This is a genomic window from Phytoactinopolyspora halotolerans (assembly GCF_010550675.1).
Classification (GTDB): Bacteria; Actinomycetota; Actinomycetes; order Jiangellales; family Jiangellaceae; genus Phytoactinopolyspora; species Phytoactinopolyspora halotolerans.
This window is the reverse complement of the sequence record NZ_JAAGOA010000007.1, coordinates 283,662-309,670: the sequence shown is the minus strand read 5'-3', so window position 1 is coordinate 309,670 and position 26,009 is coordinate 283,662. Positions and strand designations below refer to the sequence as shown.

Here is a 26,009-nt window from a genome sequence, read left to right as displayed (position 1 = left end):
GGGTGCAGCGTTTCACCAGCCCCACCGGACGCCAACACACCGTCAAACTACCCGGACTCGCACCCCCAGCACCCGAACCCGACCCACCACCCACCGACACACCACCCGAACCCGACGACCCGCCGTTTTAGGAGTTGAACCTCATGGGATGGCATAACCCCCATATTCCGTGGCGGGAGTTCGAGCGGGCCCTGTCGTGGGGGAGCGGCTGGCGCAGCGACGGCGAGAAGCTGCCGCGTGAAGTGGAGACGACCCCCAAGCTACCCGAGTACACCGGGCCGGCCTGGGCGGAGCTGCACTGTCACTCCGCGTACAGCTTCCTGGACGGAGCGTCTGAACCCGAAGCGCTGGTCGTCGAGGCGATCCTGCAGGGTGTGGAGACACTGGCCATCACCGACCACGATGGTATGTACGGCGTCGTGCGTTTCGCCGAAGCGGTACGCGACGCATCCGCGCAGGCGGGACGGGAACTGCGCACCGTCTTCGGGGCCGAGCTCAGCCTGGGTCTGCGGTCGCGGCAGACAGGGGTGCCCGACCCGGAGGGTCACCACCTGCTGGTCCTAGCCCGGGATCCGGACGGATACGGTCGGCTGGCCGGCGCCATCACCGACGCGCACATGCGCAGTGGCGAGAAGGGGCGGCCGAGCTATGACCTGGACGAACTGGCCGAGCGGCATGACGGGCATTGGGCGATCCTCACCGGATGCCGCAAGGGACCCGTTCCGGCCGCACTCGAAAGGGACGGCGCCGACGCCGCCGAGAAGGAGCTGCGGCGGCTGGTCGACATGTTCGGCCGGGAGAACGTCTTCGTCGAGCTGGTCGATCATGACCAGCCGCTCGACGACGAACGTAACGACACGTTGTTCGAGCTCGCCCGGCATGTGGGCGTCGACGTGGTCGCGTCGAACAACGTGCACTATGCCGGACCGCACGACGCTGACCTCGCCCAGGTCCTCGCGGCCGTCCGTGCCCGCAGCAGCTTGGAGGAGATGGCCGGCTGGCTGCCGGCGAACGGCACCGCGCACATCCGCAACGGTGTGGAGATGGAGGAACGCCTCCGCAGGTATCCCGGGGTTCGGGAGTCCACGGTCGAACTGGGGCGGGCGTGCGCGTTCGACATCAAGCTCATCGCGCCGAACCTGCCGGAGCGGGAGGTCCCGGAGGGCCATACCGATGCCAGCTATCTGCGGCTGAAAGCCGAGGAAGGCGCCGGCGAGCGGTACGGCCCCCGTGGTCCGGACACGGAGAAGGCATACCAGCAGATCGAGCATGAGCTGGACGTCATCGAACGTCTCGGCTTCCCCGGGTACTTCCTGATCGTTTACGAGATCGTCAAGTACTGCAAGGACGAAGGCATCCTCTGCCAGGGACGGGGTTCGGCCGCCAACTCGGCGGTGTGCTACGCCCTCGGCATCACGGCGGTCGATCCGATCAGGTACGGGCTGCTCTTCGAACGCTTCCTCACCGATGACCGCGACGGCCCGCCGGACATCGACATCGACATCGAGAACGCCCGACGTGAGGAGGTCATCCAACACGTCTACGACAAGTATGGACGGCACAAGGCTGCACAGGTGGCCAACGTCAACACGTACCGGCTGCGGATGGCGCTGCGCGACGTCGCCCGGGCGCTGGGCTACAGCCCAGGTCAGGTCGACGGGTGGTCGAAACACATCGGTCACCATGAGCCGATCTCCGAGGACATCGGCATCCCCGAGGACGTCGTCGAGCTGGTCTATCGGATGCTGCGGCTGCCGCGGCATCTATCCATCCACTCCGGCGGCATGGTGCTCTGCGACCGTCCGGTGGGGGAGGTCTGCCCGGTGGAGTGGGCGACCATGCCTGGTCGCACCGTCCTGCAGTGGGACAAGGACGATTGTGCGGCCGCCGGGCTGGTCAAGTTCGACCTGCTGGGGTTGGGCATGCTGTCCGCGCTGCGGGAGTCGTTTCAGCTCCTCGCGGCGCATCATGATCTGCACTACTCGCTGCATGACGTTCCCGGTGAGGACGAGGCCGTGTACGACATGCTGTGCGATGCCGACACGGTCGGGGTCTTCCAGGTCGAGTCGCGGGCCCAGATGGCGACGCTGCCCAGGCTGAAACCGCGCAACTTCTATCACCTGGTCATCGAGGTGGCGCTGATCCGGCCGGGGCCGATCCAAGGCGGGTCGGTGCACCCGTACATCCGGCGCAAGAACCGCCAGGAGGAGATCGAGTATCCGCACCCGAGCATGGAACCGGCGCTGGAACGGACCCTCGGTGTGCCGCTGTTCCAGGAGCAGATGATGCAGCTGGCCATCGAGTGCGCCGGGTTCAGCCCGCGGGATGCCGACCAGTTGCGGCAGGCCATGAGCTCGAAGCGTTCCGAGGAACGCATCGAACGGCTCCGGGACCGTCTTCTCGGCGGCATGGCGGAGCGAGGCATCCCGGACGAGGTCGCCAAGGACATCTACGGCAAGCTGTTCGGCTTCGCCAGCTATGGCTTCCCCGAGTCACATGCGTACAGCTTCGCCTACCTGGTCTATGCCAGCGCCTGGCTGAAGCGTTACTACCCGGCGGCGTTCACCGCGGCGCTGCTGAACAACCAGCCGATGGGGTTCTACTCGCCGCAGACGCTGGTGGACGACGCGCGCCGGCACGGGGTGGTCGTGCGCGGCGTCGATATCAACGCCAGTGATGTCAAAGCCACTCTGGAAGACCACGTCCCGGTGGAGACCGATAATCCGCACGCACCGGACGGCGACCAGCCGGCCATCCGGATGGGCCTGTCGACGGTCCGTGGCGTCGGGACGGACGTCGCCGAGCGGATCGCCGCCGGCCGCCCCTATGTCGACATCGCCGACCTGGTCCGTCGAGCGAAGGTGCCGCTGAGCGCGCTCGAGTCGCTGGCCACGGCCGGCGCCTTCGGCTGTTTCGGTCTCGACCGCCGGGAGGCGCTCTGGGCGGTCGGAGCGCTCGCCCACGACAAACCCGGTCAGCTCCCGGGAACGATGCCGGGGGTCCAGGCTCCGCCGCTGCCGCAGATGACGGCCGTGGAACAGACCTTCGCCGACCTATGGGCCACCGGTGTCTCCCCGGACAGCCACCCGGTGCAGCACGTCCGCCAGCAGCTGGACGAATGGAAAGCGGTGCGGGCGAGCGACCTGCGCGAGCTCGACGACGGCAAGCGGCTGCTGGTCGGCGGGTTGATCACCCACCGGCAACGCCCACCGACGGCCGGTGGGGTCGTGTTCATGAACGTCGAGGACGAGACCGGGATGGTCAACGTCATCTGTCCGCCGGGTGTCTGGCAGCGGCAGCGGAAGGTCGCGCTCGAGTCGACCGCCGTCGTCGTCGACGGAAAACTGGAGCGCACCGACGGCGCGGTCAACCTGCTGGCGATCCGGCTGGCGCCGCTGAAGGTGACCGGCAGCACCGGCAGCCGTGACTTCCGCTAATCCGGGTCCTGGTCGTCCTCGGCACCGTCATCGGCGAGTTGCCCCGGCGACGCTATCGCGAAGACACCCAGGCCGATGAAGGCGAAGATCGCCACCACCCCCGCGACCCGCGTCGCGGCGGAGTCGAACGGAATCAGCAGTCCTGCACCGAGCAGGCCCAGGGCCAAAGCGATCCAGGTCAGTCTGCGTTCGGGGTTCATTCCTCATCCCTCGACGCGGCCGTGATGGGACGGAACTCCGTATCGAGCCGTCCGCGGAGGCTGAGCCGGAACAGCAGCCAGAGCGAAGGCCCCAGCACGAGAAACGCGATCCCGATCGAGATGAGCAAGGCGATCAGCGTGGGATCTCCGGCCGCGGCCTCGTCGAAGCTGAGCGCCCCGGGAAGAAAGTCCGGCCGCTGGGCGAATCCCCATCCGGCGACGACGGCGCCTACAGCTACCGCCGACGTGTACCGGGCCGCCTCGTAGCGTCCGCGCCAGACCAGGACCAACGTGACGAGCCCCGCGAGCGCCGATCCGGCGACCGCAGCCAAGCCCGGTCCGGACGTCAGGCCGTCGTACAGGCCGGGTGCCTCGAAACGGATGATGACCAGCCCCGCGATCGCCAGCACGCCGGCGACCACTGCCGCCCCCAGCGCGCGTGCGCGGAACGCCCGGACCATGTCGTCGAACCCGGACCGCGCGGCGTCGCCGGCCAGGAACATCGCCGCCATGTACGCACCGATGGCGACCGCAAGCACACCCGCGAACAGCGGCACCGGGCCGGTCCAGCTGCGCCACGGATCACCACCCCCGACGGGGACCCGGCCGTCGGCGATCGCGCCTATCACGGTGCCGAAGAAGAACGGGATCAACACCGAGGCGAACGCGAACGTCGCGCCGAGCGCGCGGGCCTCGGCGATGGTCGCAGCCTCGCCCCGCAACGCGAACGCCGCGCCGCGGAAGATGATCCCGATGGCGGCGAGGAACAGCGGGATGTACAGCGTCTCCATCACCGGTCCGAACGCCCGCGGAAACGCCGTCCAGAACACCACGAGCACGAAGATCAGCCAGACGTGGTTGGCCTCCCACACCGGGCCCATGGAACGCTTGATCATGCCGCGCAGGCGCGCGCCTCGCTGCGCTCCGCCCGCCGTAAGGTCCCAGAATCCGGCACCGAAGTCGGCCCCGCCCAAGACGGTGTACGCGGTCAGGCCCAGCAGCAGAATCGTGCCGGCGAGGTCGGCGAGCCACATCACCGATGCTCCTCGGGTGTCTCGACCTCGAGTGGCCGACGGGCCAGCCTGCGCAGCAGGAAGAGCACGATCGCGGCGAGTCCGGCGTAGACGAGCGCGAGCGTCACGTAGCCGACCGGGATGCCGCCCGCTCCCGTCACCGCCTCCTCGACGCGCATCACCCGGTAGACGATCCAGGGTTGCCGACCGACCTCGGTGACGATCCAGCCGGCGATCAGCGCGACGAGTGCGAGCGGGCCGGCGGCGACGACGGCGCGGTAGAACCACGCGGACCTGGGCAGGCGGCGCCGCCATACCATCGTCGCCAGGTAGACCGCCGCCAGGACGGCCAGAGCCGTACCGATGCCGACCATGGTCTGAAACGCCGTCTGCACCACCGCCACGGGCGGGCGTTCGTCCACGGGGACCGCGTCGAGGCCGGTGATCACGGCGTCCGGATCGTGCTGGGCGAGCAGGGACAGCCCGTCCGGAATCGTGAGGATGCCGCCGATCGTCAGATCGGCACCGGCGGTGGTCTCCTCGAGCCCTTCGATCGCGGCCAGCTTCGTCGGCTGCACCTCGGCCACGGTTCGCGCGGCCCAGTCGCCGACGACGATCTGCACCGGTGCCGCCAGGCAGGCGAACGTCAGCGGGACGACCATGGCTGCCCTGTGGAACCGGTCGCGTTTGCCCCGCAGCCAGCCGAATGCGTAGACGCCGGCCACGATGAATCCGGCCACCATGATGCCGGCCAGATACATGTGCACGGTCTCGTGCCAGACGTTGGAGTTCACGAACGCCGCGAACGGGTTGACGTCGGTGACGTTCCCGGCGGCGTCGAGTTCGAAGCCGCCTGGGTCGTTCATCCAGCCGTTGACGCCGATCACCATCAACGACCCGGTCATCCCCGCGACGACGATCGGGACGCCGGCGAGCAGATGCGCCCGGGCCGGAAGACGGTCCCAGCCGTAGACGTAGATCGCGATGAAGATCGCTTCCACGAAGAACGAGACGCCTTCCAGCGCGAACGCCATGCCGAACACCTCGGCGAACCGCTCCATGAAGCGCGGCCACAGCAGGCCCAGCTCGAACGACAGGATAGTGCCGGTGACGACGCCGACGGCGAACAGGATCAGCATGACCTTGGACCACCTCTTGGCGATCGCTCGGTACAGCGGATCACCGGTGCGGAGGTGGAGTCCCTCCATGTACAGAACCATCGCCGGAAAGGCGATGCCGAAGCAGACGAGCGGAATGTGCACGGCGAGTGACAACGCCTGCATCTGCCGGGCCTGGAACAGGTACGGCTGGTCGACGTTCGCCGTGATCGTCGCGGCGAATTCGGTCAGCCCGTCGAGCGGCAGTACAGGCACGGCGAGTGGGGTACCCACCCTGCAGACGAGCACACCATGACGTCGTACGACGCACGCGCCTGGTCACCTGGACGCGCCTACCCGCCGATAGCGATGGATGGCGAGCGGAGCGAAGACGGCCACGATGATCGCCGACCAGAGCAGCGTGTAGAGCTCGGCATTCTGCAACGACCACACCTGCGGCGCCGGCGTGCCCGCCGGGATATTGCCGAACAGTTCGCGCGCCGCCTGGGTGACCGCGGACACCGGGTTCCACTCCGCGAATATCCGCAGCGGCGTGGGCAGGTTGTCCGACGGGACGAATGTGTTCGCGATGAAGGTCAGCGGGAAGATCACGATGAACGACGCGTTGTTGACCACCTCGACGCTCGGCACGAGCAGTCCGACGTAGGCCATGATCCAGGAGATGGCGTAGGCGAACAGTAGGAGCAGCCCGAAGCCGAGCAGGGCGTCGGCGACGCCGGTGCGGATCCGCCAGCCCACCACCAGCCCGGCTCCAGCCATGATGGCCAGCGACGCGACGTTGTAGATCACGTCGCTGGCGGTGCGACCGAACACCACCGCGGATTGGGTGATGGGCAGCGACCGGAACCGGTTGATGACGCCCTTCTGCATGTCGTCGGCGAGCCCGACGCCGGTGAACGTCGCGCCGAAGATCAGCGTCATGGCGAAGGTGCCGCCGATGAGGAACTCGCGGTAGGAACCTCCTGGCACGTCGATCGAGCTGCCGAAGACATAGGCGAACATCACGACCAGCATGAGTGGCGTCACCAGCACCGCCACCAGGATCTCCGGTACACGCCTGATCTTGATCACGTTCCGCCGCGCGATGGTGAAGCCGTCGGCGAAGGCATAGCCGATCCTGTCCATCAGACCGCCACCTCCATGGATTCGTCGGAACGCCGATCGGGTGTCGGACCGGCGTTGCTCGCCGCCGCCGCGTCGTCCTCGGCGACGTGGCCGGTGAGCACCAGAAACACGTCGTCGAGCGTGGGACGGCGCAGGCCGACGTCGAGCAGCCCGACCCCGGCCGAGTCCAGGGCGCGCAGCGCCTCGGTGAGCGTCTGGGCGCCCCCGGAGATCGGCGCGGCCACCGTTCGCCCGTCGATGTGCGGCTCGCCATGGCAGAACCGGGCGACGACGCGCCGCGCGGTGTCCAGGTCGGCGTCGGTGTGCAGCGATATCTCCATCCGTTCGCCGCCGACCATCGCCTTCAGCTCGTCAGCGGTGCCGCGGGCGATCTCCCGCCCGTGGTCGATCACCACGATGTCGTCGGCCAGTTGCTCGGCCTCCTCCATGTACTGGGTGGTGAGCAGCAGTGTGCTGCCCCGCCTCACCAGTTCGCGGATCACGTCCCACAGCTCGTTCCGGCTGCGCGGATCGAGGCCGGTGGTCGGTTCGTCGAGCACCAGCACCGGCGGCTCGGCGACGAGGGCGGCGGCGAGGTCGAGTCGTCGGCGCATGCCGCCCGAGTACGTCTTCACCGGCCGGTCGGCGGCGTCGGTGAGGGAGAAGCGTTCCAGCAGCTCCCGCCCGCGCGCGGCGGCTCGCCGCCGGCCCAGGCGATAGAGGCGGCCGATCATGTCCAGGTTCTCGAAGCCGGTCAGGTGTTCATCGACCGCGGCGTACTGACCGGAGAGGCCGATGCGGGCGCGGACGGCGCGAGGATCGGCGACGACATCGGCCCCGGCGACGACGGCGGTCCCGGCATCCGGTGCGATCAACGTGGTGAGGATCGACACGGCGGTGGTCTTGCCGGCGCCGTTCGGCCCGAGTAACCCGAGCACGGTGCCCGGCGGCACGACGAGGTCGAGACCGGCGAGCGCGACCACGTCGCCGTATCTCTTGACCAGGCCGTTCGCCTCGATCCCACCCGGGCCTGCGGACGCCGCGGATGGATGGGTGGATGGGTGCATGGTTGCTGTCCTCTCCCGGCGCCGATGGCACCTTACGATGTAAAACTTACAAGGTAAGGTAGCCATACGTTGTAAGGTTGTCAATGGCCGTGTGTTGTCGCCGAGGAGAATCGCGTGGCCGCGGTCTCAGAAATGCGCAGGTGGGTGCGCGGGCCACACCGGCGGGTCAAGACGCCGAGTGACTACGGAGTTCCTGGTCAGCGCTCCGAGCGCAGGCGGTCGAGGCCGTCGAGGACGATGTCCAGGCCGAACTCGAACTCCGTCTGGTCGTCGCACCAGCCAAGGGTGGAGTCGGGATCGTCGTGCACGATCTCCATCAGCATCCCGGCCAGGTACGGGAATTGGCCGGCCATGTTCTCCATCATCGCGGCCGAATCGTCGCTGTTCGCGTCGTCGCCGGGATTGAACAACTCCTGGCTGAACCCGAGGGCACGGCTTCCGAGCGCGTGCAGGCCATGATGGGCCAGGTCGTACGAGAAGCCGCCGTCGCGCATCAGCCTGAGGAGTCCGTCGAAGTATTTCGCCACGGCGACGGGCGCGGTGGTCCGAGTCTGGAGGAGCTCGGGTGCCCAAGGGTGGCGGAGCAGGACTTCGCGAGCGGCGAGAATCCGCTGGCGTGCGGCCTTCTTCCAGTCGGCGCCCGCCGACGGTAGATCGATCCGATCGACGACGTCGTTGATCTCCTGGACGACGAACTCGGCGACGCCGTCCAACAGCTCTTCCTTGTTGGCGACGTGGTAGTAAAGCGACATGGCCTCGGCGTCGAGCGATTCGGCCAAGCGGCGCATGGTCAGCGACTTCAGGCCGCCCTCATCGGCGAGGCTGACGGCCGCCCGCAGCACCCGCTCCCGGCTGAGGGGGAGTCGGGGCTGAGCTCCGGTTTCGGTCTCGGCGGTCACCAGCAATCAACCCTTCGTCAGACCACTATCGTACAAGGTAAGCCAGGGCGCGAAGGTGTGGAGCGCTGCCCGTCGCTCGGTGCCACGCCGCGCCGTCCCGTTCCCCGGGTGCGTCGGCACGGCGCGGTAGAGTCACGTCGTCGCGATCGTCACGGCGGTCGCCGTCGAGCGGTGGAACAGCTTCGGAGGTGCGGTATCAGGCTCGTCATCGCCCGTTGCCAGGTCGACTATGCCGGCCGGTTGACGGCTCACCTGCCGTTGGCCACGCGGCTGATCCTCGTCAAGGCGGACGGCTCGGTGTCCATCCATGCCGACGACCGGGCCTATAAGCCGCTGAACTGGATGAGCCCTCCGTGTGCCCTCGTCGAGGATGAGGACGTCTGGACGGTGCAAAGCGCGAAGACCGACGACCGGCTCGTCATCGAGATCGAGGAGATCCTGCACGACTCGACGCATGATCTCGGCGTCGATCCGGGGCTGGAGAAGGACGGCGTCGAGGCGCATCTGCAGCGGTTGCTCGCGGACAACGTGGAGACGTTCGGCGCGGGCTGGCGCCTGGTGCGACGCGAGTATCCGACACCGATCGGCCCGGTGGATCTGCTCTGCCGGGACGCGTCCGGTCAGACCGTCGCGATCGAGATCAAGCGTCGCGGTGAGATCGATGGGGTCGAGCAGCTGACCAGGTATCTCGAGCTGCTCAACCGGGATCCGCACCTCAGTCCGGTGCGCGGTGTCTTCGCCGCACAGGAGATCAAGCCACAGGCCCGGACACTCGCGACCGACCGCGACATCACCTGCATCACGGTCGACTACGACGCGCTGCGCGGCCTCGACGACCCTTCCACGCGTCTCTTCTGATCCGTTCCGCTGCGTTTGGTGCCGCTGAGCTCACGGCGGATGTCTTCGACGACGTCGCACGTGTTGACCACCGGGTCGAGGTCCTGCACCCGCTCGGCGACCTGACGCAGCAGCGTGCGCAGCGTCGACCGCTCATCGTCGCTGAGTGATGAGAGCAGGTGGTCCTCGGCCGCCGCCAGATGACTCTCCAACCGGCGCTGCAGCTCTCGGCCTTCGTCGGTGGCGACGATGCGGCGGGCACGACGATCGGCCGGGTCCGGCTGGCGCTCGACGAGACCCGCGGCGACGAGATCGTCGAGCAGATAGGTCATCACGGTGCGGTCGACGCCGAGATGCTGAGCGAGCGCGAGCTGGCTGCGCGGCGCTGACTTGGTGGCCGCGGTGAGGATGTGGAAGCCGCGCGGTCCGCCGGGAAGCTGGTCGAAGGCGGCGTCGAACATCTTGATGTAGGCCCGGAAGACGCGGCCGATCGCCCAGCCGAGATCGGACTCGAGGCCGCTGCTCTCGGTGGTGATGATCGGGTCGTCGGTCGCGGTAGCCATGAGTACGAGTCTACGCGCTGCGGGGAAGGTCTGCGGGATGCCAGATGTTCAATCTGACATATGATCTGTGCGACAGATCAATTATCGTGGTGGATGTAGCGAGAGGATCGATATGACCGACTATGGGCATGACCTGCTCTTCGGGACGTTCGTCACGCCGGCCGCGGCACAGGCCGGGCGGGTGGTGGAGCTGGCGCAGCTCACCGACGATGTGGGCCTCGACATTTTCACTGCTCAGGACCACCCGTACCAGTCGGCGTTTCTGGACACCTGGACGCTGCTGTCGGTGGTGGCGGCCAAGACCTCGCGTGTCCGGGTGATGCCGAACGTCGTGAGCCTGCCGTTGCGCCCGCCTGCCGTACTCGCGAAGAGCGCGGCCAGCCTGGACATCCTCAGCGGCGGGCGCGTCGAGCTCGGCTTGGGTGCCGGCCCGTTCCTGGAGCCGATCGCGGCGATGGGCGGCCCGGCGCGGACCGTCGGCGAGAACATCGACGCCCTGCAGGAGGGCATCGAGATCATCCGTGCCATGTGGCGGCCGGAGGCTGGGGCCGTGCGGGTGGACGGGAAGCACTACCGAGTGTGGGGTGCCAAGCCGGGTCCGGCACCCGCGCATGAGATCGGTATCTGGCTCGGCGCGGTGAAGAAGCGGATGCTCGGCATCACGGGCCGGCTCGCCGACGGCTGGTCGGTCAGCTCGCCGTACGCCGCGCCGGAGTCGCTGCCCGCGATGAACACCCTGATCGACGAGGCGGCGCAGTCGGCCGGCCGGGATCCGGCCGCGATCCGCCGGCTCTACAACCTGATGGGAAGCTTCAGCGGCTCCGGATCCGAATTCCTGCAAGGGCCGCCGGCGACGTGGGCGGAACAATTGGCTGAGCTTGCCGTCACCGAGGGGATGAGCGTCTTCATTCTCGCCGCCGACGATCCGACGACGATCCGCCGGTACGCGGCCGAGGTCGTGCCCGCCGTGCGCGAACTCGTCGAGCAGGAGCGTGCGGGCGGGCCGGTGTCGGCGGTGCGTGAGGCGGCCGCGGCGCCATCGCGGCCGGAGATCGCCGGCGTCGGCGACTCTGTCCCGGCAGGTCTGGGTGTGACGCCGACGCCCGACGACGGGACGCGGTTGAGCAGCGAACGCGTATGGAACGAGGACGACCGGCCGAGCGGACCGGTGCCGGACCCGGAGCAGACCTACACCGCACAGCAGCGGGCCTCCGGACAGCACCTCATCGACGTACACGACCATCTGCGCGCCGAGCTTGCCGAGATCCGCGGGCTGATCGACCAGGTGGCGGCCGGCACGATCGACGCCGGCCAGGCGCGCTCACACATCAACACGATGACGATGCGGCAGAACAACTGGACCCTCGGCACGTACTGCGAGTCGTACTGCCGGGTGGTGACCACCCACCACACGCTCGAGGACCAGACGATGCTTCCGTACCTGCGCCGGGCTGACGGTCGGCTGGCCCCGGTGGTCGACCGGCTGCAAGAGGAGCACCTCGCCATCCACGACGTCCTGGAACGCGTCGATGCGGCGCTGGTCGGCCTGGTCAGCGGTGAACACGGCATCGACGGCCTCCGGCGGGCTGTGGACTTGCTCACAGACACGCTGCTGTCGCACCTGTCCTACGAGGAGCGGGAGCTGGTGGAACCGCTCGCACGCTTGGGCTTTCAGTGATGCGGACCCGCCGAACGTGACGGATGAGAACGGATAGGCTGTCGTCTATGAGTGCGCACTTCGATGTCGTCGTCCTCGGCGCGGGTCCCGGCGGGTATGTGGCCGCCATCCGCGCCGCGCAGCTGGGCAAGTCCGTTGCCGTGGTGGAGTCCAAGTACTGGGGCGGGGTCTGCCTCAACGTGGGCTGCATTCCGAGCAAGGCGCTGCTGCGCAACGCGGAGCTGGCCCACCTGGTCAAGCACGAAGCGTCCACGTTCGGGATCAGCTTCGGCGGAGACGTTCAGGTCGACTACGGCAAGGCGTACGAGCGCAGCCGCCAGGTGGCGGACGGCCGGGTCAAGGGCGTCCACTTCCTGATGAAGAAGAACAAGATCACCGAGTTCGACGGCTGGGGTACCTTCACCGACGCGAACACCCTCGACGTGGCGTTGAACAGCGGCGGCAACGAGACGGTGACGTTCGACCATTGCATCATCGCCACCGGTGCGACCACCAAGCTCCTTCCAGGGACGCAGCTCAGCGAGCGGGTCGTCACGTATGAAGAGCAGATCATGCAGAGCGAGCTGCCGGGCAGCATCGTGGTGGCCGGTGCGGGCGCGATCGGCGTCGAGTTCGCCTACGTGATGGCGAACTACGGTGTGGACGTCACCATCGTGGAGTTCCTGGACCGGATGGTGCCGCTGGAGGACGCGGAGATCTCCAAGGAGCTGGCCCGGCAGTACAAGAAGCTCGGCGTCACGGTGCGCACGTCGACCCGAGTGGATGCCATCGATGACAGCGGCGACAAGGTCAAGGTGACCGTCACCAGCGGTGACAAGCAGGAAGTCATCGAGACCGACAAGGTGCTGCAGGCGATCGGCTTCGGCCCGCGCGTGGAAGGCTACGGTCTGGACAAGACCGGGGTGCAGCTCACCGAGCGGAACGCCATCGGCATCGACGACTACATGCGCACATCCGTGCCGCACATCTTCGCCATCGGCGACGCGACCGGCAAGCTGATGCTCGCGCATACCGCCGAGGCGCAGGGTGTGGTGGCCGCCGAGGCGATCGCCGGTGTGGAGACCATGCCGATCGACTACGACATGATTCCCCGCGCCACCTACTGCCAGCCACAGATCGCCGCCTTCGGTTACACCGAGGAACAGGCGAAGGAGATGGGCTACGACGTCAAGACGTCGAAGTTCCCGTTCATGGGCAACGGCAAGGCACACGGCCTGGGGGAGACCGCCGGGTTCGTCAAGATCGTCGCAGACGCGAAGTACAACGAGATCCTCGGTGCGCACATGATCGGCCCGGACGTGACGGAGTTGCTGCCGGAGCTGACGCTGGCGCAGAAGTGGGATCTGACCGCCGACGAGGTGGCGCGGAACATCCACGCGCACCCGACGCTGTCTGAGGCGATCCAGGAGGTTGTCCACGGCATCGCCGGCCACATGATCAACATGTGATCTTCGACCGTCGCCGGGGCCGTCGTGCCGCTTCGGGCAGTCGTGGTGAATGTCCGCTGGACAGCGTGACGCCGGGCGGCGCTCCCCGCGAAGGAATGGCGCTCAGCGCCTCGTTTCGTACCTGGTCATGATCACGCCGCCGGGAAAGGTCCGCGTCTCGACCAAGGCCAGGTTCACCCAGCCGTCCAGCGCATTGAAGAAAGGTGTGCCGCCGCCCACCAGCACCGGATGGGTGACGATCTCGTACTCGTCGACCAGCCCGGCACGCACGGCCGCCGCAGCGAGCGTTGCGCCACCGACCCTCATCGGTCCGCCGTCCTCGGCCTTGAGCCGAGTGATCTCCGCGACCGCGTCACCGGTGACCAGACGGGCGTTCCAATCGACCTTGTCTATCGTCGAGGAGAACACCACCTTCGGTGTGTCCCGCCAGTTCCGCGCGAACTCGATCTCCGCCGGAGTAGCGCCGGGTTGCTGGTCGCCGGTCGGCCAATGGGAACTCATCGCCTCCCACAGCTTCCGCCCGTACAGCATCACGTCGATCCCCACCTCCTGGTCGAGCCACCACTGGAACAGCTCGTCGCTCGGCGACGAGTCCGGTCCGTCTCCCGCACTCCAGCCGATGTCGTCGCCCGGTGCGGCGATGTAGCCGTCCAGAGTCACGTTCATGCCGTAGACCAGTTTCCGCATAGTGCCATGCCTTTCATCCGTGGGTGTTGAAGACTAGACCAGCCACGCGCACGAAACTCATCGGTGCGCAATCTGCTTATACGGACTGGTTCCAAGCCCTCGCCTATACTTTCGCGACGGTCTCATCGCACACGCACGGAGGGTGGGAGCTAGACGGATGAACCGGATATTTCAGACTACGGTGGGCTCTGCAGCGGCGGCCATTGCTGTGGTAGGTGGCTGTGCTGCGGAGCCGGGCGATGCGGGAGTGCAGGACCGGACGTCGCCAGCGCCACCGACACAGGGATCGGCTGAACCTGACCGCCCTGAGATGAGTCCTCTCGATGAGTATCTGGGCGAGGGTGCTGTGTCATTCGATAATGGAATGGCGATAAGCCTCGGTGGCGCGGATGACTCGGGTGGATTGCCCGACTGGGGAGATCCCGACCGCGCTCAGCGGTACCAAGAGCTCACGGCCGGCTGCATGACCGAGGCGGGGTTCGAATATGTGGTGTGGGTGCCGACCGTAGATGATCTGGATGATTCGATACGTGAGGCGTATGCGCTTCCTGCGGATGAATTCGCTGCGCAGTACGGCTATGGGATTTCTACGATCGATCACGACGGACGTGCGGAGCCCAACCCCAATCTGCTGATCCGAGAGCGGATGTCGGGTGCCGAACGGCACGCATACGACACCGCTCTCTATGGCGGCGGAAACGGAGCAGATGAGACCGGCGGGGATGACGCCGCGCTCGACACCGGCTGCTCCGGTGAGGCCCTGGAGCAGATCGCGCGTGAGCGCAATCCCGAACTCTCCACGCTGGACCGCGGCCTGCTCGAAGAAGAACTCAGTGTTCTGCAAGGTCAGATACAGTACGACGGGCGCATCGCTGGAGCAACCAAGAACTGGTCGACGTGCATGCATGATCGAGGCTTTGCGGGTCTCGCCGACATCGGTGATGGACAAGTGACAGTGATGAACCGATGGGACGAAACGACCGGAAATGCCGAAGGTCAGGAGCCCGTGGATGTCGCCCCGAGCGATCTGAGCGAGATGCGGGAGTTCGAGGTCGAGATCGCGGTAGCCGATCACGAATGCCGCACTCAGCACTATCAAGAGACCTTCGAGAGGGTCGTCTACGAGCATGAGAGAGACTTCGTCGACGAGCACAAAGACCTGCTGGAGACGGTCCGCGATGCGCTCGTGGCCGACTCAGAGCGGGCGGGTACGTGAGCCGCTGAGTTCAGTCCAGCTACTTCTCGAACTCGGCACCGCTCACGTCGTCGTCGATCGCTTCCCGGAAACGCCGGAGCTGGTTCCTGGCCATGGCCATCGCCCCATAGCCGGTGACCATCTCCGTCGCCGATATGTGAAGGTCGTTCGACGGAGAGCTCGTCCAGGAGCGCCAGCATGGGTGCGCGGACGTGCTGTTCCCAGGCCGTTCGGTTGGCACTCCAATAGGCCTTGGAGTTGTCGTCACGAAGGCCTGCGAAGAAGGCGAACAGCTCTGGAGGGAAGCCCTCGAAGGCCCTCATGAGGAGGCCTTTCGCGTGTGGGTGTGGTAATCCCACGCGACGTCGATCCAGAAGGAGAGGTCGGCGTCGGCGGCGATCGCCTCCCGGCCGACACGTATCCAGCTCGGCCCCATCGGCCGGCCGGTGCCCATCTCTGCCTGCTGCGCTCCGGGACGCGCGAGTAACTCGCGGTGGCGCCCCGGATCGATGCGGACGAGCAGGTCGTCGTCCTTGCCTGCGGCGACGAGCATCTGCTCGTGGACCATGAAGGCGAGGCTGTCGAACATCCGCACCTCGCGGGTGGACGGCTCGTCTTCCAAGGCCGCTCGGATCCGGTCGACCAACGGCGCATGGTCGGAGGTCATGATGGCTTGCCCGTCACCGCTGGTTCGGCGGGGCGAACGACAGCCGATCGAAGACGAGCACGCTCTCGGTGATCAGGTCGTCTCGTACGGTGAAGTGCTCGGCGGCCGCTGCTGTGCTGGTCACGGCCGTGTGCGGATAGTAGAACAGCGCCACATGGTCACCGTCGGCGAGATTCCCCACATCGGTGAGTCCGGTCAGCATCGGCGCGAAGGCAGCCAGGTAGTCCCGGTACGCTTCCTTGCCGTTCAGCTCCTCCCCGGGCGCGCGGCAGACGATGTCGTCGGCCACCATGGTCATGGCCCGGTCGATATCGCCGCTCGTCCACGCCTGGTGGTAGGCCAGGACGGTGTCGAGGGCGGTGGCGTCGGTCGTCTGTGTCACGGTGTGGCTCCTTCGCGAGGGTCGGTTCCGGTGGTTCCGGTGGTTCGGGTGTCGAGCGGTGTCCAGTCGTCGTCGCCGGCGTCACCGCCGAGTGCGACGACGCGCAGCCGGGGCAGGAAGTGCGTCCACCCGTCGGCGTGGCCGGCGAGCTGGTCATCCGGCAGGCCGGAGTGGGTGAGATCGACGCGGGTGCCGCCGGCGGTGGGTGTGAGGGTGAACTCCACCTGCGACGTGCCTGGCGGCAGGTCGGGGCTGCCCGCCACACCCCAGGAGACGACCACCCGACGCGGCCGGTCCACCTGCACGTACTGGCCCCGGACGGCGTAGCCGGCGATGTCGACGGCGAAATCGCCGCCGGGGCGCGCGTCCAGCGACGCGTGTTGCCCCATCCACGCGGTCATCCCGGCGTCCGTGACCAGGAAGTCGAAGACCTCCTCGGGTGCCGCGTCGATCTCGATCGACGTCGTGTACTCAGCCATCGTGGTCGTCCGTGTTCCTCGACTCGACGGCGGCCTTGAGCGCCGCCAGCGTGGTCGGCCAGAAATCGTCGAGGTAGGCCCGGACGGCCGCCAGCCCGTCGGTGTTCACGGCGAACAGATGACGGGTGCCGACCTTGGTGCCGGTGGCAAGCCCGGCGGTTCGCAGCACCCGGAGGTGGTGCGAAGCCGTCTGCTGCGACAGGCCGACCTCGTCGGCGATCTGGCCGACTGATCGTGGGCCGGAGCGCACGGCCGCCAGGATGGCGCGTCGATTCGCATCCGCCAGCGCGTGTAATGCCTGGTCGAGAGCGAGGTCTTCAGCGGGGTCGGCGGTCATGACACCTCCTGGGCGAGATAGCGACTCCGACTATAGCACAAGTGAGCGTTTGTACTTAAGGCCACTTGTGTTCGCGTGCGACAACCCGGCGCAAAAAACACGCCGACGCGAGAGGGTGCGCGGGATGTCACTCTCGGTGGAACGACTGGCGCGCTACCGATCCGCTCACGGCCTTCCGGTATTGGCCCGGTGACTTGCCGGTGTACTTCTTGAACGCGACGCTCATGTACTCCGAGTGGCTGAAGCCGAGCCGGTCCGCGATCTGCTGGAGCGTCCAGTCGGTGGACGAGAGCAACTCGGCGACGTGGCCCATCCGGATACGCAGGATCTCGCCGTGGACGGTGCGCCCCAGGGTCTGCATGAAGCGATAGTCGAGTGCGCGCCGGGAGAGCCCGACATGCCGGAGCACGGCGGCGACGCTGATGCTCTGATCGGAACGATCGCGGATGAAGCGCAGCGCGCTGGAGACGAACGGGTCGTCGACGGCGAGGATGTCGGACGACTGCCGGGTGACGAGCCGGAGTGGCTCGATCAGGCGCAGGCCGGGTTCCAGGGCCTCGCCGTCCATCATCTGGTCGAGAAGCTCCGCGGCGAGGTACCCCGTCCTGGTGGTGTCCGGCTCGATGCTGGACAGAGGGGGAGATGTGAGGTTGCCGATGAATTCGTCGTTATCGACCCCGATGACGGCGACCGAGTCCGGCACGGGCAGCTCGGCGATCTTGCAAGCCTCCAGCACCTCCTGGCCGGCGATGTCGTAACACGCGAGCACACCTACCGGTTTGGGTAGTCCGGTGAGCCATTCGGCCAGGAGTTCCCGGTCGGCTGCGCGCATTCCGGACGGCTTCATGCGGAATTCGAGCGGAGTCGAACCGAGCTTGCGTACATGCTCGTTGAACCATGCACCGCGCATGAGCGACCAGCCGAATCGTTCGTCTCCGCAGAATGCGAAATGGCGCAGTCCGCGCTCGGCGAAATGTTCGACCGCCCACCGGGCGATCGTGTTGTCGTCCGTTTCCGCACCCGGCAATTCGGGCACGAGCCGGGCGGCGCTGAGATCGACGGTCGGAAGGCCGAGTTTCCGGATGAATTGTGCGGTCTCCGCGTTCTCGATACGCGCCAGCACCCCGTCGCCGTGCCACCCTTCGAGCCAGGAGAAATCGGTTTCGTGGCGGCTGTGCTCGGCCAGATACATCGACCAGTGCGGGTGCGCTTCGACGTACTTCTTCACGCCGACCAGCACGCCGCGTGCGTACGCGTTCGACGTCTCGACCAGCAAGGCAACGTGACGAGTCGGTCCGGGAGCCATGTAAAGAATCTAACCTATGATGCTGGATCTCGCATGGTTTGTCCTGGTTCGCCCTCCGTAGCCTGTCAGGCAACACAGGAGGTCAACGATGACTCACAAAGTACGGATGGCAATTGCCGGACTGGGATTCGGAGCCGAGTTCATCCCCATCTATCAGGCCCATCCTGACGCGGAACTGGTGGCTGTGTGCCAACGTTCCGAGGCCGCGTTGAACAAACTCGCCGATCAATTCGAGATATCCGGTCGGTACACGAGCTACGACGCGATGCTGCAGGATCCGCAGATCGACGCTGTCCATATCAACACGCCTATTCCGGATCACGCTGAGCATACGATTGCCGCTTTGCGTGCGGGTAAACATGTCGCGTGCACGGTGCCGATGGCCACCACGCTCGACGAGTGCCGAGCCATCGTGGATGCGGTCGGTGAATCCGGCAAGAAATACATGATGATGGAGACCGTCGTCTACTCGCGCGAGTTTCTCCACGTCCAAGATCTGGTGCACAACGGCACGATCGGCCGGATTCAATTCCTCCGCGGAGCGCACTACCAGGAGATGGCGGGCTGGCCGGGCTATTGGGAAGGGCTCCCGCCCATGCACTACGCGACGCACGCCGTGAGCCCGGTGCTGACGCTCGCCGGGTCGCTGGCCGAGAGCGTCGTCTGCATCGGTTCCGGCCGCATCGCGCCGGACCTGGCCGGCAAGTACGGATCGCCGTTCGCCGTGGAGAGTGCGCTGCTCACGCTGGCCGATTCACCCGTCGGGGCGGAGATCGCGCGCTCGTTGTTCGAGACGGCGCATGAATATGTCGAGAGTTTCACCGTGTTCGGCGACCGCGCGACGTTCGAATGGGAGCAGACTCAGGGGTCGGGCCACGTGTTGCACGTCGGCGAGGTGCCCAAGAACGTCGAGATCCCGGATTTCGCGGACCGGCTGCCTGCCGAGATCGCGCCGTTCACCACCCGCGGCGTCTACGACGACGAGAACGAGCATCTCTCCTTCATCCAAGGAGGCGGGCACGGCGGCTCACATCCGCACTTGGCCCACGAGTTCGTCCGCAGCATCGTCGAGGATCGTGCCCCCGCGATCGACCACGTGACCGCGGCCAACTGGACGTCGGTCGGCATCTGCGCCCACGAGTCGGCGATGAACGACGGGGCACGGGTGACGATTCCGGATTACACCGCGCCGGCCGGCTGACGCCGATCGCCCGCGCGGTGGTTCCGCACACCCGAAAACCGCAAACCCTGCTGAAGCCGCTCTTGCGCGGCCCTGCCTACGCACTCCTGCCCGCGTAGCGCGCCCTGAGCAGATACGCGCGCCGACTCTCGGCGCCGAAGACTGGGAGGAATCGATGACGCTTACCCAGATCGATCAGCACGCGAGAGCCCGATGACGGCGACACTGCAACGGGCGTCAGCGGGACCCACCACCAGACGGCGCCGAGCGGAGCTGCGCCGGCTTCCGGCGTGGGCGGTGGCCGCGGCGGCGGTGGCCGCGGCGGTCTGGGTGGCGTTCCTCGCGGACGGCACTCCGGCCGGTGCTGCGGTCACCGACCCGGGGAACTTCGTGGTGACCTTGCTCGACGCGGTCACCTTCGCCGGCCTGCTCTTCGTCGCCGCGTCCGGGTTCACGCTGATCTTCGGCCTGATGCGTACAGTCAACATGGCGCACGGATCGCTGTTCCTGCTGGCCGCTTACGTCGCCATCCGGGTTCAGGAGGCCATGGTCGGCCGGAGCCGCAACATCGACGCCAGCGACGTCGGCCTGCTCGACTGGGTGGTGCCGATGCTGGTGGGCGCGACCGTCGCCGCCGTGCTGGGCCTGGTGATCCAACAGGTGTTCCTGCAGTGGAACGAGGGCCAGGAGCTGCGTCAAGCGTTGATCACACTGGCCATCACGGTCGTGCTCGCCGACCAGATGCTGCGCGAGTTCGGCGGTCTGGCCGGGCGGATGGTGTGGCCGGGCGCGGTGACGCACTTCTTCACGATCATGGGTGAGCGCTACGCGCTGACCCGGGTGTTCATGCTGGGTGTCGCCGTGCTGGTCGGTGTGCTGCTGTGGCTCTGGCTGAACAAGACGAGCCTGGGCATGGTGATCCGTGCCGGGGTGGACGACCGGCAGATGGTGCGCGGGCTCGGCATCAACATCAAACGGGTCTTCGCGGTGACGTTCTTCGTCGGGTCGTTCCTGGCCGGACTGGGCGGCGTGCTCGGGGCGTCGTTCGCCGGCGTCGCCCCCGGCACGGACGGGGACTGGCTGCTGAACGCCCTGGTCGTCGTCATCATCGGCGGGCTGGGGTCGATCAAGGGCGCGGTCGCCGGCTCGCTGCTGTATGGCACGGTGGTGGCCTTCGCACCCGCATACCTGCCCAGCCAGTACTCGTTCTACGCGATCATCGTGACGTTCGCCCTGCTGGCGATGGTGCTGGCGGTGCGGCCCTACGGCTTGTTCGGGAGGCCCGCATGACCGCCCGTCGTCTGCTCACCCGCGGCAACATCGGGCTGGCGCTGCTGGTTGTCGTGTTGCTCGCCATGCCGAATCTCGCGTCGGCGTTCTTCGTCAACTTCGTGCTCACGCAGACCATGATGCTCGGCGTCGCCGCCGCGACGATCGTGTTCCTCGCCCGCTACGGCGGCATGGTCTCGCTGGCGCAGTTCCTGCTGGTGGGGGTCGCTGGATTCATGTTCGGCAACGCGGCCGTGGAGGGTGGCGCCCGCGGTCTCAACCTGGGGATGAACCCGTGGCTGGCGGTGGTCTTCGCGATCGTGATCACCACCGCCGTCGCGTTCGTGCTGGGGGCGCTCGCCAGCCGGACCACCGGGTTGTACTTCCTGATGCTCACCCTGGTCTACGCGGTGATCGGGTTCTTCGTCTTCGCGCAGATCGTCGAACTGTCCGGGCCCGGAGGGATCACCAGTATCCAGCGTCCGGACCTGATGGGGCCGCCGGTCCGCCTGTACTACGCCGGACTCGTGCTTTCCGTCCTCGTGTACCTGGGATTCAAGGCGCTGGGCAGGGCCACGTTCGGCCTGACGCTGCAGGGGGTGCGGGATGATCCGATCCGGATGGCCTCGCTGGGATACAACGTGCCGATGCACCGGACGTTGGCCTTCACGCTGGCCGGCTTCGTCGCCGGGCTCAGTGGGGTGCTGCACGTCTGGTGGAACGGGCAGATCGATCCCGCGTCCATCGCCATCGGACCCAGCCTGATCCTGCTGATCATGGCGGTGATCGGTGGCATCTCCTACTTCGAGGGCGCGTGGCTGGGCGCGTTCGTGTACGTGTTGGCGTTCACCTACCTACGAGACCTTCCGCTCATCGATCAGATCGGAATCACCGAGGCCAGGTTCAACACCGTCATCGGCGCCGTCGTGCTGCTGATCATGGTGTTGTCGCCGGAAGGGCTGGCCGGAATCGCTGCACGAGTCTGGCGCCGGGTGAACAAGCCCGCATCTGCGGCGCCGACCGCACCGGCCGGCGGACCGTCGTCCGCCGCCTGACACACACAGACCGACTGGAGGATCACGACCATGACTGGACTGAGACGCCGGGCGACATTCGCATTGTCCCTGGCCACCGGGTTGGCGCTGTTGACCGCGGGATGTGGGGGCGACGGTGACGACACCGCCGGCCTTCCCGCCGAGGAGAACGTGGACGAGCCGGCAGACGCCGGCGACGACGGCGACGACGGCGACGAGGAGGCTCCGGACGCGAGCACCGGGGACGACAGCACCGTCCGCCTCGGCATCCTCGGCCAATGCGAGGGACCGTTCGGCGGTTTCCACGAGGACGTGGTGGGCGGCACGGCGCTGGCCATGGTCAACCACGCCGGGGCCACGGTGAACTCGACCACCAGCGCGCTGGACGGATTCAGCGGGGCCGAGGTGGCCGGGACCCCGATCGAGCTGGTCGGCATCGGCTGCGGCGACGACACGCCGGACCGGATCCTGCAGGAGGTCCGCCGCCTGGTGGAGCAGCTCGACGCCAACGTGATCATCGGCCCGCTCTCCGGCGACGAGGGACTGGCCATCGCCGAGTACGCGAAGGCCAACCCTGAGCTCACGGTGCTGGCCGGGATCTCCGGCTCGCAGGAGCAGACGCTGCACGTGCAGGCGCCGAACTACTTCAGGTTCTACGGCGACGGCGCGATCTGGAACGCCGGCCTCGGCGACATCCTGCACAACCAGGAGGGCTGGGACACGGTGGCCGTGATCGCCGACGACTACAGCTTCGGCCACACCTCCGCGGGCGGCTTCATCGCCGACTTCTGCGCCGTCGGCGGCGACGTCACTCACCGGGTGTTCCCGCCGCTCGGCACGACGGACTACTCGTCGTACATCGCCCAGCTGCCGGACCCGGACGAGGTCGACGGATACTTCTGGGCCGTCGGCGGCACGGGTACCCAGGCGTCGCTGGAGGCCTTCGTGAACGCGAAGGGGGACCTGACCGGTGACCAGCACGCCGGCAACCTGTTCTTCAACCCGGACCTGGCGCAGGCCCTCGGCACCGACATCGCCGGTGCTTACATCGGCGGCTTCGCCACACTGCCGGGCGACGTGCAGACGCCGGCGATCGAGGAGTACCTGGCCAGCGCCGACGACACCTGGGAGACGTTGCCCGGATCGCTGAGCGGAAACGAGCCGGCGCCGCCGTCGGTCGCTGCCGCGTTCGGGTTCTTCTACGGGTACTACACGGCCGGCGTCGCGCTGGTCGAAGGGCTCGCGGCCGTGGACGGCGACATCTCCGACAAGGACGCGCTGCACGCGGCGATCGGCGGCCTCACGCTCGAGCTGCCCTACGGCGACATCAGCCTGGACGAGAACCGCAGCGGCATCGTCGACGTCGGCCTGTCCCAGCTGGCCGTGAACGACGACGGCGAGATCGTGCAGGAGACCGTGGCGATCGTCCCAGGGGTCGACCAGACCTTCGGCGGCACGTTCAGCCCGGATACCCCGTCTCCGTCCCGCGATTTCCCGGAGTGCGAGGAGCGCGACCTTCCGTGGGAGGGCAACGCCATCCCGGTGGTCGACGGCGTCCCGCAGCAGTAGCCGCAGGTGAGGAGAGGACAGCCATGACCCAGACCACGCCCGCACCCGCCGTCCCGGCGATCGCGGACCCAGTGATCCAGGTGCGTTCGGTGGTGGTGGCGTTCGGAGGCCTGCTCGCGTTGAAAGGCATCGACCTCGACGTCACCCGTGGTGAGCGGCTGGCGATCCTCGGCCCGAACGGAGCCGGCAAGACGACCCTGTTCAACGTCATCGCCGGGGACATCACCCCCACCGACGGGACGGTTGCCATCAAGGGGCGGGACTGTACGTTCCTCCCCTCCCGGCACCGTCCCCGGTTGGGGATGGCGCGGACGTACCAGAAGGCCCGGAGCTTCGACGGGCTCACCATCCGGGAGAACATCTACCTCGCGCTCGCCGGGCACCGCGGCCGGCACTGGCCGCTGTGGCGCTCACCGGTCGACCGGCGGCTGGACGAGGAAGCCACCGAGGTGGCCGAGTCGGTGTGGCTCGGCGACCACCTCGACACCGCCGCGGGTGAGCTCGCACACGGCCAGAAACGCCAGCTGGAGCTCGGCATGGCCATCGCCACGCAGCCGGACGTGATGCTGCTGGACGAGCCGGCCTCCGGCCTCTCCCGCGGTGAACGGGAACGGCTGGTCGAACTCCTGGACTCGCTGGCCGGGGAGGTGACGCTGCTGCTGATCGAGCACGACATGGAGGTGGCGTTCAGCCTGTCGCAGCGGGTGGTGGTCATGGCCGACGGCGCCATGGTCACCGCCGGCACCCCGGAACAGATCCAGAGCGACCCGGATGTGCACGAGATCTATCTCGGTGTGGAGGCGTCGTCATGAATCAGACCGGGGAACCCCTGCTCGACGTCCGCGGCCTGTGCGCCGGCTACGGCGCGTCGATGGTGCTGGAGAAGCTCGACTTCAGCATGGGCGTCGAGGCGGTCGCCATCGTGGGCCGCAACGGCATGGGCAAGACCACCCTGTGCGACACGTTGGTCGGCTTCCTGCCGTCGTCGGACGGGCAGATCTCGTTGCGCGGCCGCCGCGTCGACGGCCTCGCACCGGAACGGATCGCCCGGATGGGCATCGCCTACGTCCCGCAGGGGCGCCGGCTCTTCCCATCACTCACGGTGGACGAGCACCTCGCCATGCTGGCACGCGGCACACGGAACAAACGGTGGACGCCGGAGGCGGTGTACGAGCTGTTCCCGCGCCTGGCCGAACGCAAGCGGCACAGCGGCGGGAACCTGTCCGGCGGCGAGCAGCAGATGCTCGCCGTCGGCCGGGCGTTGCTGCTGAACGCGGACCTGATCGTGATGGATGAGCCGTCCGAAGGGCTGGCCCCGACCATCGTCGACGTCCTCGTCGACGCCGTGCATCACCTGGTCGACGAGGGGGTGGCCGTCCTCGTCGTCGAGCAGAACCTGCGCGCCGCGGTGCGGATGGCACACCGGCAGCTCGTCATGGTGTCCGGCGCCATCGAGGCACAGTTCGCCGGGGACGAGCTGCTGACCCGGCCTGACCTGCAACGCCGGTACCTGGGTGTGGGCACCGCTAAGGAGGAGATCCAGTGACAGAACCGATCAAGGCAACGAGGACGTTCGGGGTCAACGCGTGGGTGTGGGCCTCTCCGGTGACCGATGACCGGATCGCCGAGCTGGCGCCGCGGGTCCGGGACTGGGGTTTCGACACGATCGAGCTTCCGGTCGAGAACGTCGACCATTGGGACCCGGACCGCACGGCGAAGCTGCTCGACTCGCTAGGCCTGTCGGCGACCGTGGTACTGGCGATGGGGCCGGGCCGGGAGCTCGTGGCCGCCGACCGGGAGACGGTCGCCGCCACGAGGGACTACCTGCGACGTGCGGTGGACATGGCGGCCGGGATCTCGGCATCGGTGGTCGCCGGCCCGGCCTACACGTCGGTGGGGCGCGCGTGGCGGATGTCGGACACCGAGCGGCGCGCGTGTTACCTGCAGCTCCGGGACAGCCTCGCCCCGGTGGTCGAGCACGCGAAGGGCGCCGGCGTCACCGTGGCCGTCGAACCGCTCAACCGATACGAGACCAGCCTGATCAACACTGTCGACCAGGTACTCGAAGCACTGGAGGGCCTGCCGACCCAGGCCTGCGGTGTGGCGCTGGACATCTACCACATGAACATCGAGGAGCAGGACATCCCGGCGGCCATCCGGAAGGCCGCCGGACGGATCGCGCATGTGCAGGTGTGCGCCAACGATCGCGGGGCGCCCGGCGCGGACCATCTCGACTGGCCGGGCATCGTCGGGGCGCTCGACGCGGCGGGTTACCAGGGGCCGCTGGTGATCGAGTCTTTCACGGCGGAGAACGCGACGCTCGCGGCGGCGACCTCGATCTGGCGCCCGTTGGCGCGGAACCAGGACGCGATCGCCGTCGACGGATTGGCGTTTCTCGCCGGTCTTGTGCAGGGAGGAGGTGCGACGAACCGCTGACCATGATTCTCCGGCAACACACGAGTGCTCGACGTTCTTCGAATTCCCATCCGAAACGAGCGACGGTGAGAGGACTATGCGACGACGTTATCGGTCCATCCTGT

Annotated in this window: 25 protein-coding genes and 1 pseudogene; 12 read left to right on the top strand and 14 right to left on the bottom strand. The window is 67.4% G+C overall.

The window, feature by feature from the left end; all coding sequences use genetic code 11:
• Nucleotides 1–143: 143 nt before the first annotated feature.
• A complete protein-coding gene (locus tag G1H10_RS12830) occupies nt 144–3,437 on the top strand; it encodes an error-prone DNA polymerase (RefSeq protein ID WP_163737862.1) in 3,294 nt (1,097 codons plus the stop codon).
• Here the strand turns inward: G1H10_RS12830 and G1H10_RS12825 are convergent.
• From G1H10_RS12825 to G1H10_RS12800, 6 genes are all read right to left on the bottom strand, one after another.
• Nucleotides 3,434–3,637, bottom strand: a complete 204-nt coding sequence (locus G1H10_RS12825) for a hypothetical protein (RefSeq protein WP_163737859.1) — start codon at nt 3,635–3,637, stop codon at nt 3,434–3,436. The genes G1H10_RS12830 and G1H10_RS12825 overlap by 4 nt on opposite strands.
• Nucleotides 3,634–4,671, bottom strand: coding sequence for a cytochrome d ubiquinol oxidase subunit II (locus G1H10_RS12820; RefSeq protein ID WP_163738001.1), 1,038 nt, complete (start codon nt 4,669–4,671; stop codon nt 3,634–3,636). The genes G1H10_RS12825 and G1H10_RS12820 overlap by 4 nt, the downstream gene beginning before the upstream one ends.
• Nucleotides 4,671–6,023, bottom strand: coding sequence for a cytochrome ubiquinol oxidase subunit I (locus tag G1H10_RS12815; RefSeq protein ID WP_216853214.1), 1,353 nt, complete (start codon nt 6,021–6,023; stop codon nt 4,671–4,673). Before G1H10_RS12815 ends, G1H10_RS12820 begins: the two co-directional genes overlap by 1 nt.
• A 63-nt stretch (nt 6,024–6,086) precedes the next feature.
• Entirely contained in the window at nt 6,087–6,893 is an 807-nt protein-coding gene (locus G1H10_RS12810; RefSeq protein WP_163737856.1) for an ABC transporter permease, read from the bottom strand.
• Nucleotides 6,893–7,939, bottom strand: a complete 1,047-nt coding sequence (locus tag G1H10_RS12805; protein ID WP_163737853.1) for an ATP-binding cassette domain-containing protein — start codon at nt 7,937–7,939, stop codon at nt 6,893–6,895. The genes G1H10_RS12810 and G1H10_RS12805 overlap by 1 nt, the downstream gene beginning before the upstream one ends.
• 197 nt (nt 7,940–8,136) lie before the next feature.
• On the bottom strand, nt 8,137–8,838 hold the full coding sequence (locus G1H10_RS12800) for a TetR/AcrR family transcriptional regulator C-terminal domain-containing protein (RefSeq protein ID WP_312856575.1): 702 nt from the start codon (nt 8,836–8,838) through the stop codon (nt 8,137–8,139).
• Nucleotides 8,839–9,033: 195 nt separating this feature from the next.
• Between G1H10_RS12800 and nucS the strand changes: the two genes are divergently transcribed.
• A complete protein-coding gene (nucS, locus tag G1H10_RS12795) occupies nt 9,034–9,696 on the top strand; it encodes an endonuclease NucS (RefSeq protein WP_163737975.1) in 663 nt (220 codons plus the stop codon).
• Here the strand turns inward: nucS and G1H10_RS12790 are convergent.
• A complete protein-coding gene (locus G1H10_RS12790; protein ID WP_163737850.1) occupies nt 9,648–10,238 on the bottom strand; it encodes a MarR family winged helix-turn-helix transcriptional regulator in 591 nt (196 codons plus the stop codon). The genes nucS and G1H10_RS12790 overlap by 49 nt on opposite strands.
• Nucleotides 10,239–10,350: 112 nt before the next feature.
• On the opposite strand from G1H10_RS12790, the gene G1H10_RS12785 reads away from it, so the two are divergent.
• Together G1H10_RS12785 and lpdA are read left to right on the top strand one after the other, a co-directional pair.
• Nucleotides 10,351–11,916 carry an LLM class flavin-dependent oxidoreductase gene (locus G1H10_RS12785; RefSeq protein ID WP_163737847.1) on the top strand — a complete coding sequence of 522 codons (1,566 nt, stop codon included), beginning with the start codon at nt 10,351–10,353 and terminating at the stop codon, nt 11,914–11,916.
• A 47-nt stretch (nt 11,917–11,963) separates the two neighbouring features.
• Nucleotides 11,964–13,364 carry a dihydrolipoyl dehydrogenase gene (gene lpdA / locus G1H10_RS12780; protein WP_163737844.1) on the top strand — a complete coding sequence of 467 codons (1,401 nt, stop codon included), beginning with the start codon at nt 11,964–11,966 and terminating at the stop codon, nt 13,362–13,364.
• Between the two features lie 102 nt (nt 13,365–13,466).
• Here the strand turns inward: lpdA and G1H10_RS12775 are convergent, their stop codons facing one another.
• On the bottom strand, nt 13,467–14,051 hold the full coding sequence (locus tag G1H10_RS12775; protein ID WP_163737841.1) for a dihydrofolate reductase family protein: 585 nt from the start codon (nt 14,049–14,051) through the stop codon (nt 13,467–13,469).
• A 310-nt stretch (nt 14,052–14,361) separates the two neighbouring features.
• Between G1H10_RS12775 and G1H10_RS12770 the strand changes: the two genes are divergently transcribed.
• Nucleotides 14,362–15,267 (top strand): hypothetical protein, encoded by a 906-nt coding sequence (locus G1H10_RS12770; RefSeq protein ID WP_163737839.1) that lies wholly within the window; start codon nt 14,362–14,364, stop codon nt 15,265–15,267.
• Nucleotides 15,268–15,428: 161 nt separating this feature from the next.
• Here G1H10_RS12770 and G1H10_RS35005 read toward each other — a convergent pair.
• The 6 genes and pseudogenes from G1H10_RS35005 to G1H10_RS12745 form a co-directional block, all read right to left on the bottom strand.
• Nucleotides 15,429–15,569, bottom strand: a pseudogene (locus G1H10_RS35005) (DUF2461 family protein); the annotation flags it as partial.
• Nucleotides 15,566–15,913 (bottom strand): TfoX/Sxy family protein, encoded by a 348-nt coding sequence (locus G1H10_RS12765; protein ID WP_163737837.1) that lies wholly within the window; start codon nt 15,911–15,913, stop codon nt 15,566–15,568. The gene G1H10_RS12765 and the pseudogene G1H10_RS35005, both read right to left, overlap by 4 nt.
• A gap of 13 nt (nt 15,914–15,926) precedes the next feature.
• Complete coding sequence (locus tag G1H10_RS12760; RefSeq protein ID WP_163737834.1) at nt 15,927–16,295, bottom strand: nuclear transport factor 2 family protein; 369 nt, start codon at nt 16,293–16,295, stop codon at nt 15,927–15,929.
• Nucleotides 16,292–16,774, bottom strand: coding sequence for an SRPBCC family protein (locus G1H10_RS12755; RefSeq protein WP_163737831.1), 483 nt, complete (start codon nt 16,772–16,774; stop codon nt 16,292–16,294). The genes G1H10_RS12760 and G1H10_RS12755 overlap by 4 nt, the downstream gene beginning before the upstream one ends.
• Nucleotides 16,767–17,111, bottom strand: a complete 345-nt coding sequence (locus G1H10_RS12750) for an ArsR/SmtB family transcription factor (RefSeq protein WP_163737828.1) — start codon at nt 17,109–17,111, stop codon at nt 16,767–16,769. The genes G1H10_RS12755 and G1H10_RS12750 overlap by 8 nt, the downstream gene beginning before the upstream one ends.
• 127 nt (nt 17,112–17,238) lie before the next feature.
• Nucleotides 17,239–18,417: a XylR family transcriptional regulator gene (locus G1H10_RS12745; RefSeq protein WP_163737825.1), complete on the bottom strand. Its 1,179-nt coding sequence runs from the start codon at nt 18,415–18,417 to the stop codon at nt 17,239–17,241.
• An 88-nt stretch (nt 18,418–18,505) separates the two neighbouring features.
• Here G1H10_RS12745 and G1H10_RS12740 point away from each other — a divergent pair, with 88 nt between their 5' ends.
• The 7 genes from G1H10_RS12740 (at nt 18,506) to G1H10_RS12710 (ending at nt 25,905) form a co-directional block, all read left to right on the top strand.
• Nucleotides 18,506–19,618, top strand: coding sequence for a Gfo/Idh/MocA family protein (locus G1H10_RS12740; RefSeq protein WP_163737822.1), 1,113 nt, complete (start codon nt 18,506–18,508; stop codon nt 19,616–19,618).
• 192 nt (nt 19,619–19,810) lie between these two features.
• Entirely contained in the window at nt 19,811–20,887 is a 1,077-nt protein-coding gene (locus G1H10_RS12735; protein WP_163737818.1) for a branched-chain amino acid ABC transporter permease, read from the top strand.
• Nucleotides 20,884–21,921 (top strand): branched-chain amino acid ABC transporter permease, encoded by a 1,038-nt coding sequence (locus G1H10_RS12730; protein ID WP_163737816.1) that lies wholly within the window; start codon nt 20,884–20,886, stop codon nt 21,919–21,921. Before G1H10_RS12735 ends, G1H10_RS12730 begins: the two co-directional genes overlap by 4 nt.
• Before the next feature lie 30 nt (nt 21,922–21,951).
• A complete protein-coding gene (locus G1H10_RS12725; protein ID WP_163737813.1) occupies nt 21,952–23,469 on the top strand; it encodes an ABC transporter substrate-binding protein in 1,518 nt (505 codons plus the stop codon).
• Between the two features lie 23 nt (nt 23,470–23,492).
• Nucleotides 23,493–24,281 carry an ABC transporter ATP-binding protein gene (locus G1H10_RS12720; RefSeq protein ID WP_163737810.1) on the top strand — a complete coding sequence of 263 codons (789 nt, stop codon included), beginning with the start codon at nt 23,493–23,495 and terminating at the stop codon, nt 24,279–24,281.
• Nucleotides 24,278–25,015, top strand: a complete 738-nt coding sequence (locus G1H10_RS12715) for an ABC transporter ATP-binding protein (RefSeq protein WP_163737807.1) — start codon at nt 24,278–24,280, stop codon at nt 25,013–25,015. Before G1H10_RS12720 ends, G1H10_RS12715 begins: the two co-directional genes overlap by 4 nt.
• On the top strand, nt 25,012–25,905 hold the full coding sequence (locus tag G1H10_RS12710) for a sugar phosphate isomerase/epimerase family protein (RefSeq protein WP_216853212.1): 894 nt from the start codon (nt 25,012–25,014) through the stop codon (nt 25,903–25,905). Before G1H10_RS12715 ends, G1H10_RS12710 begins: the two co-directional genes overlap by 4 nt.
• The last annotated feature ends 104 nt before the right edge of the window (nt 25,906–26,009 follow it).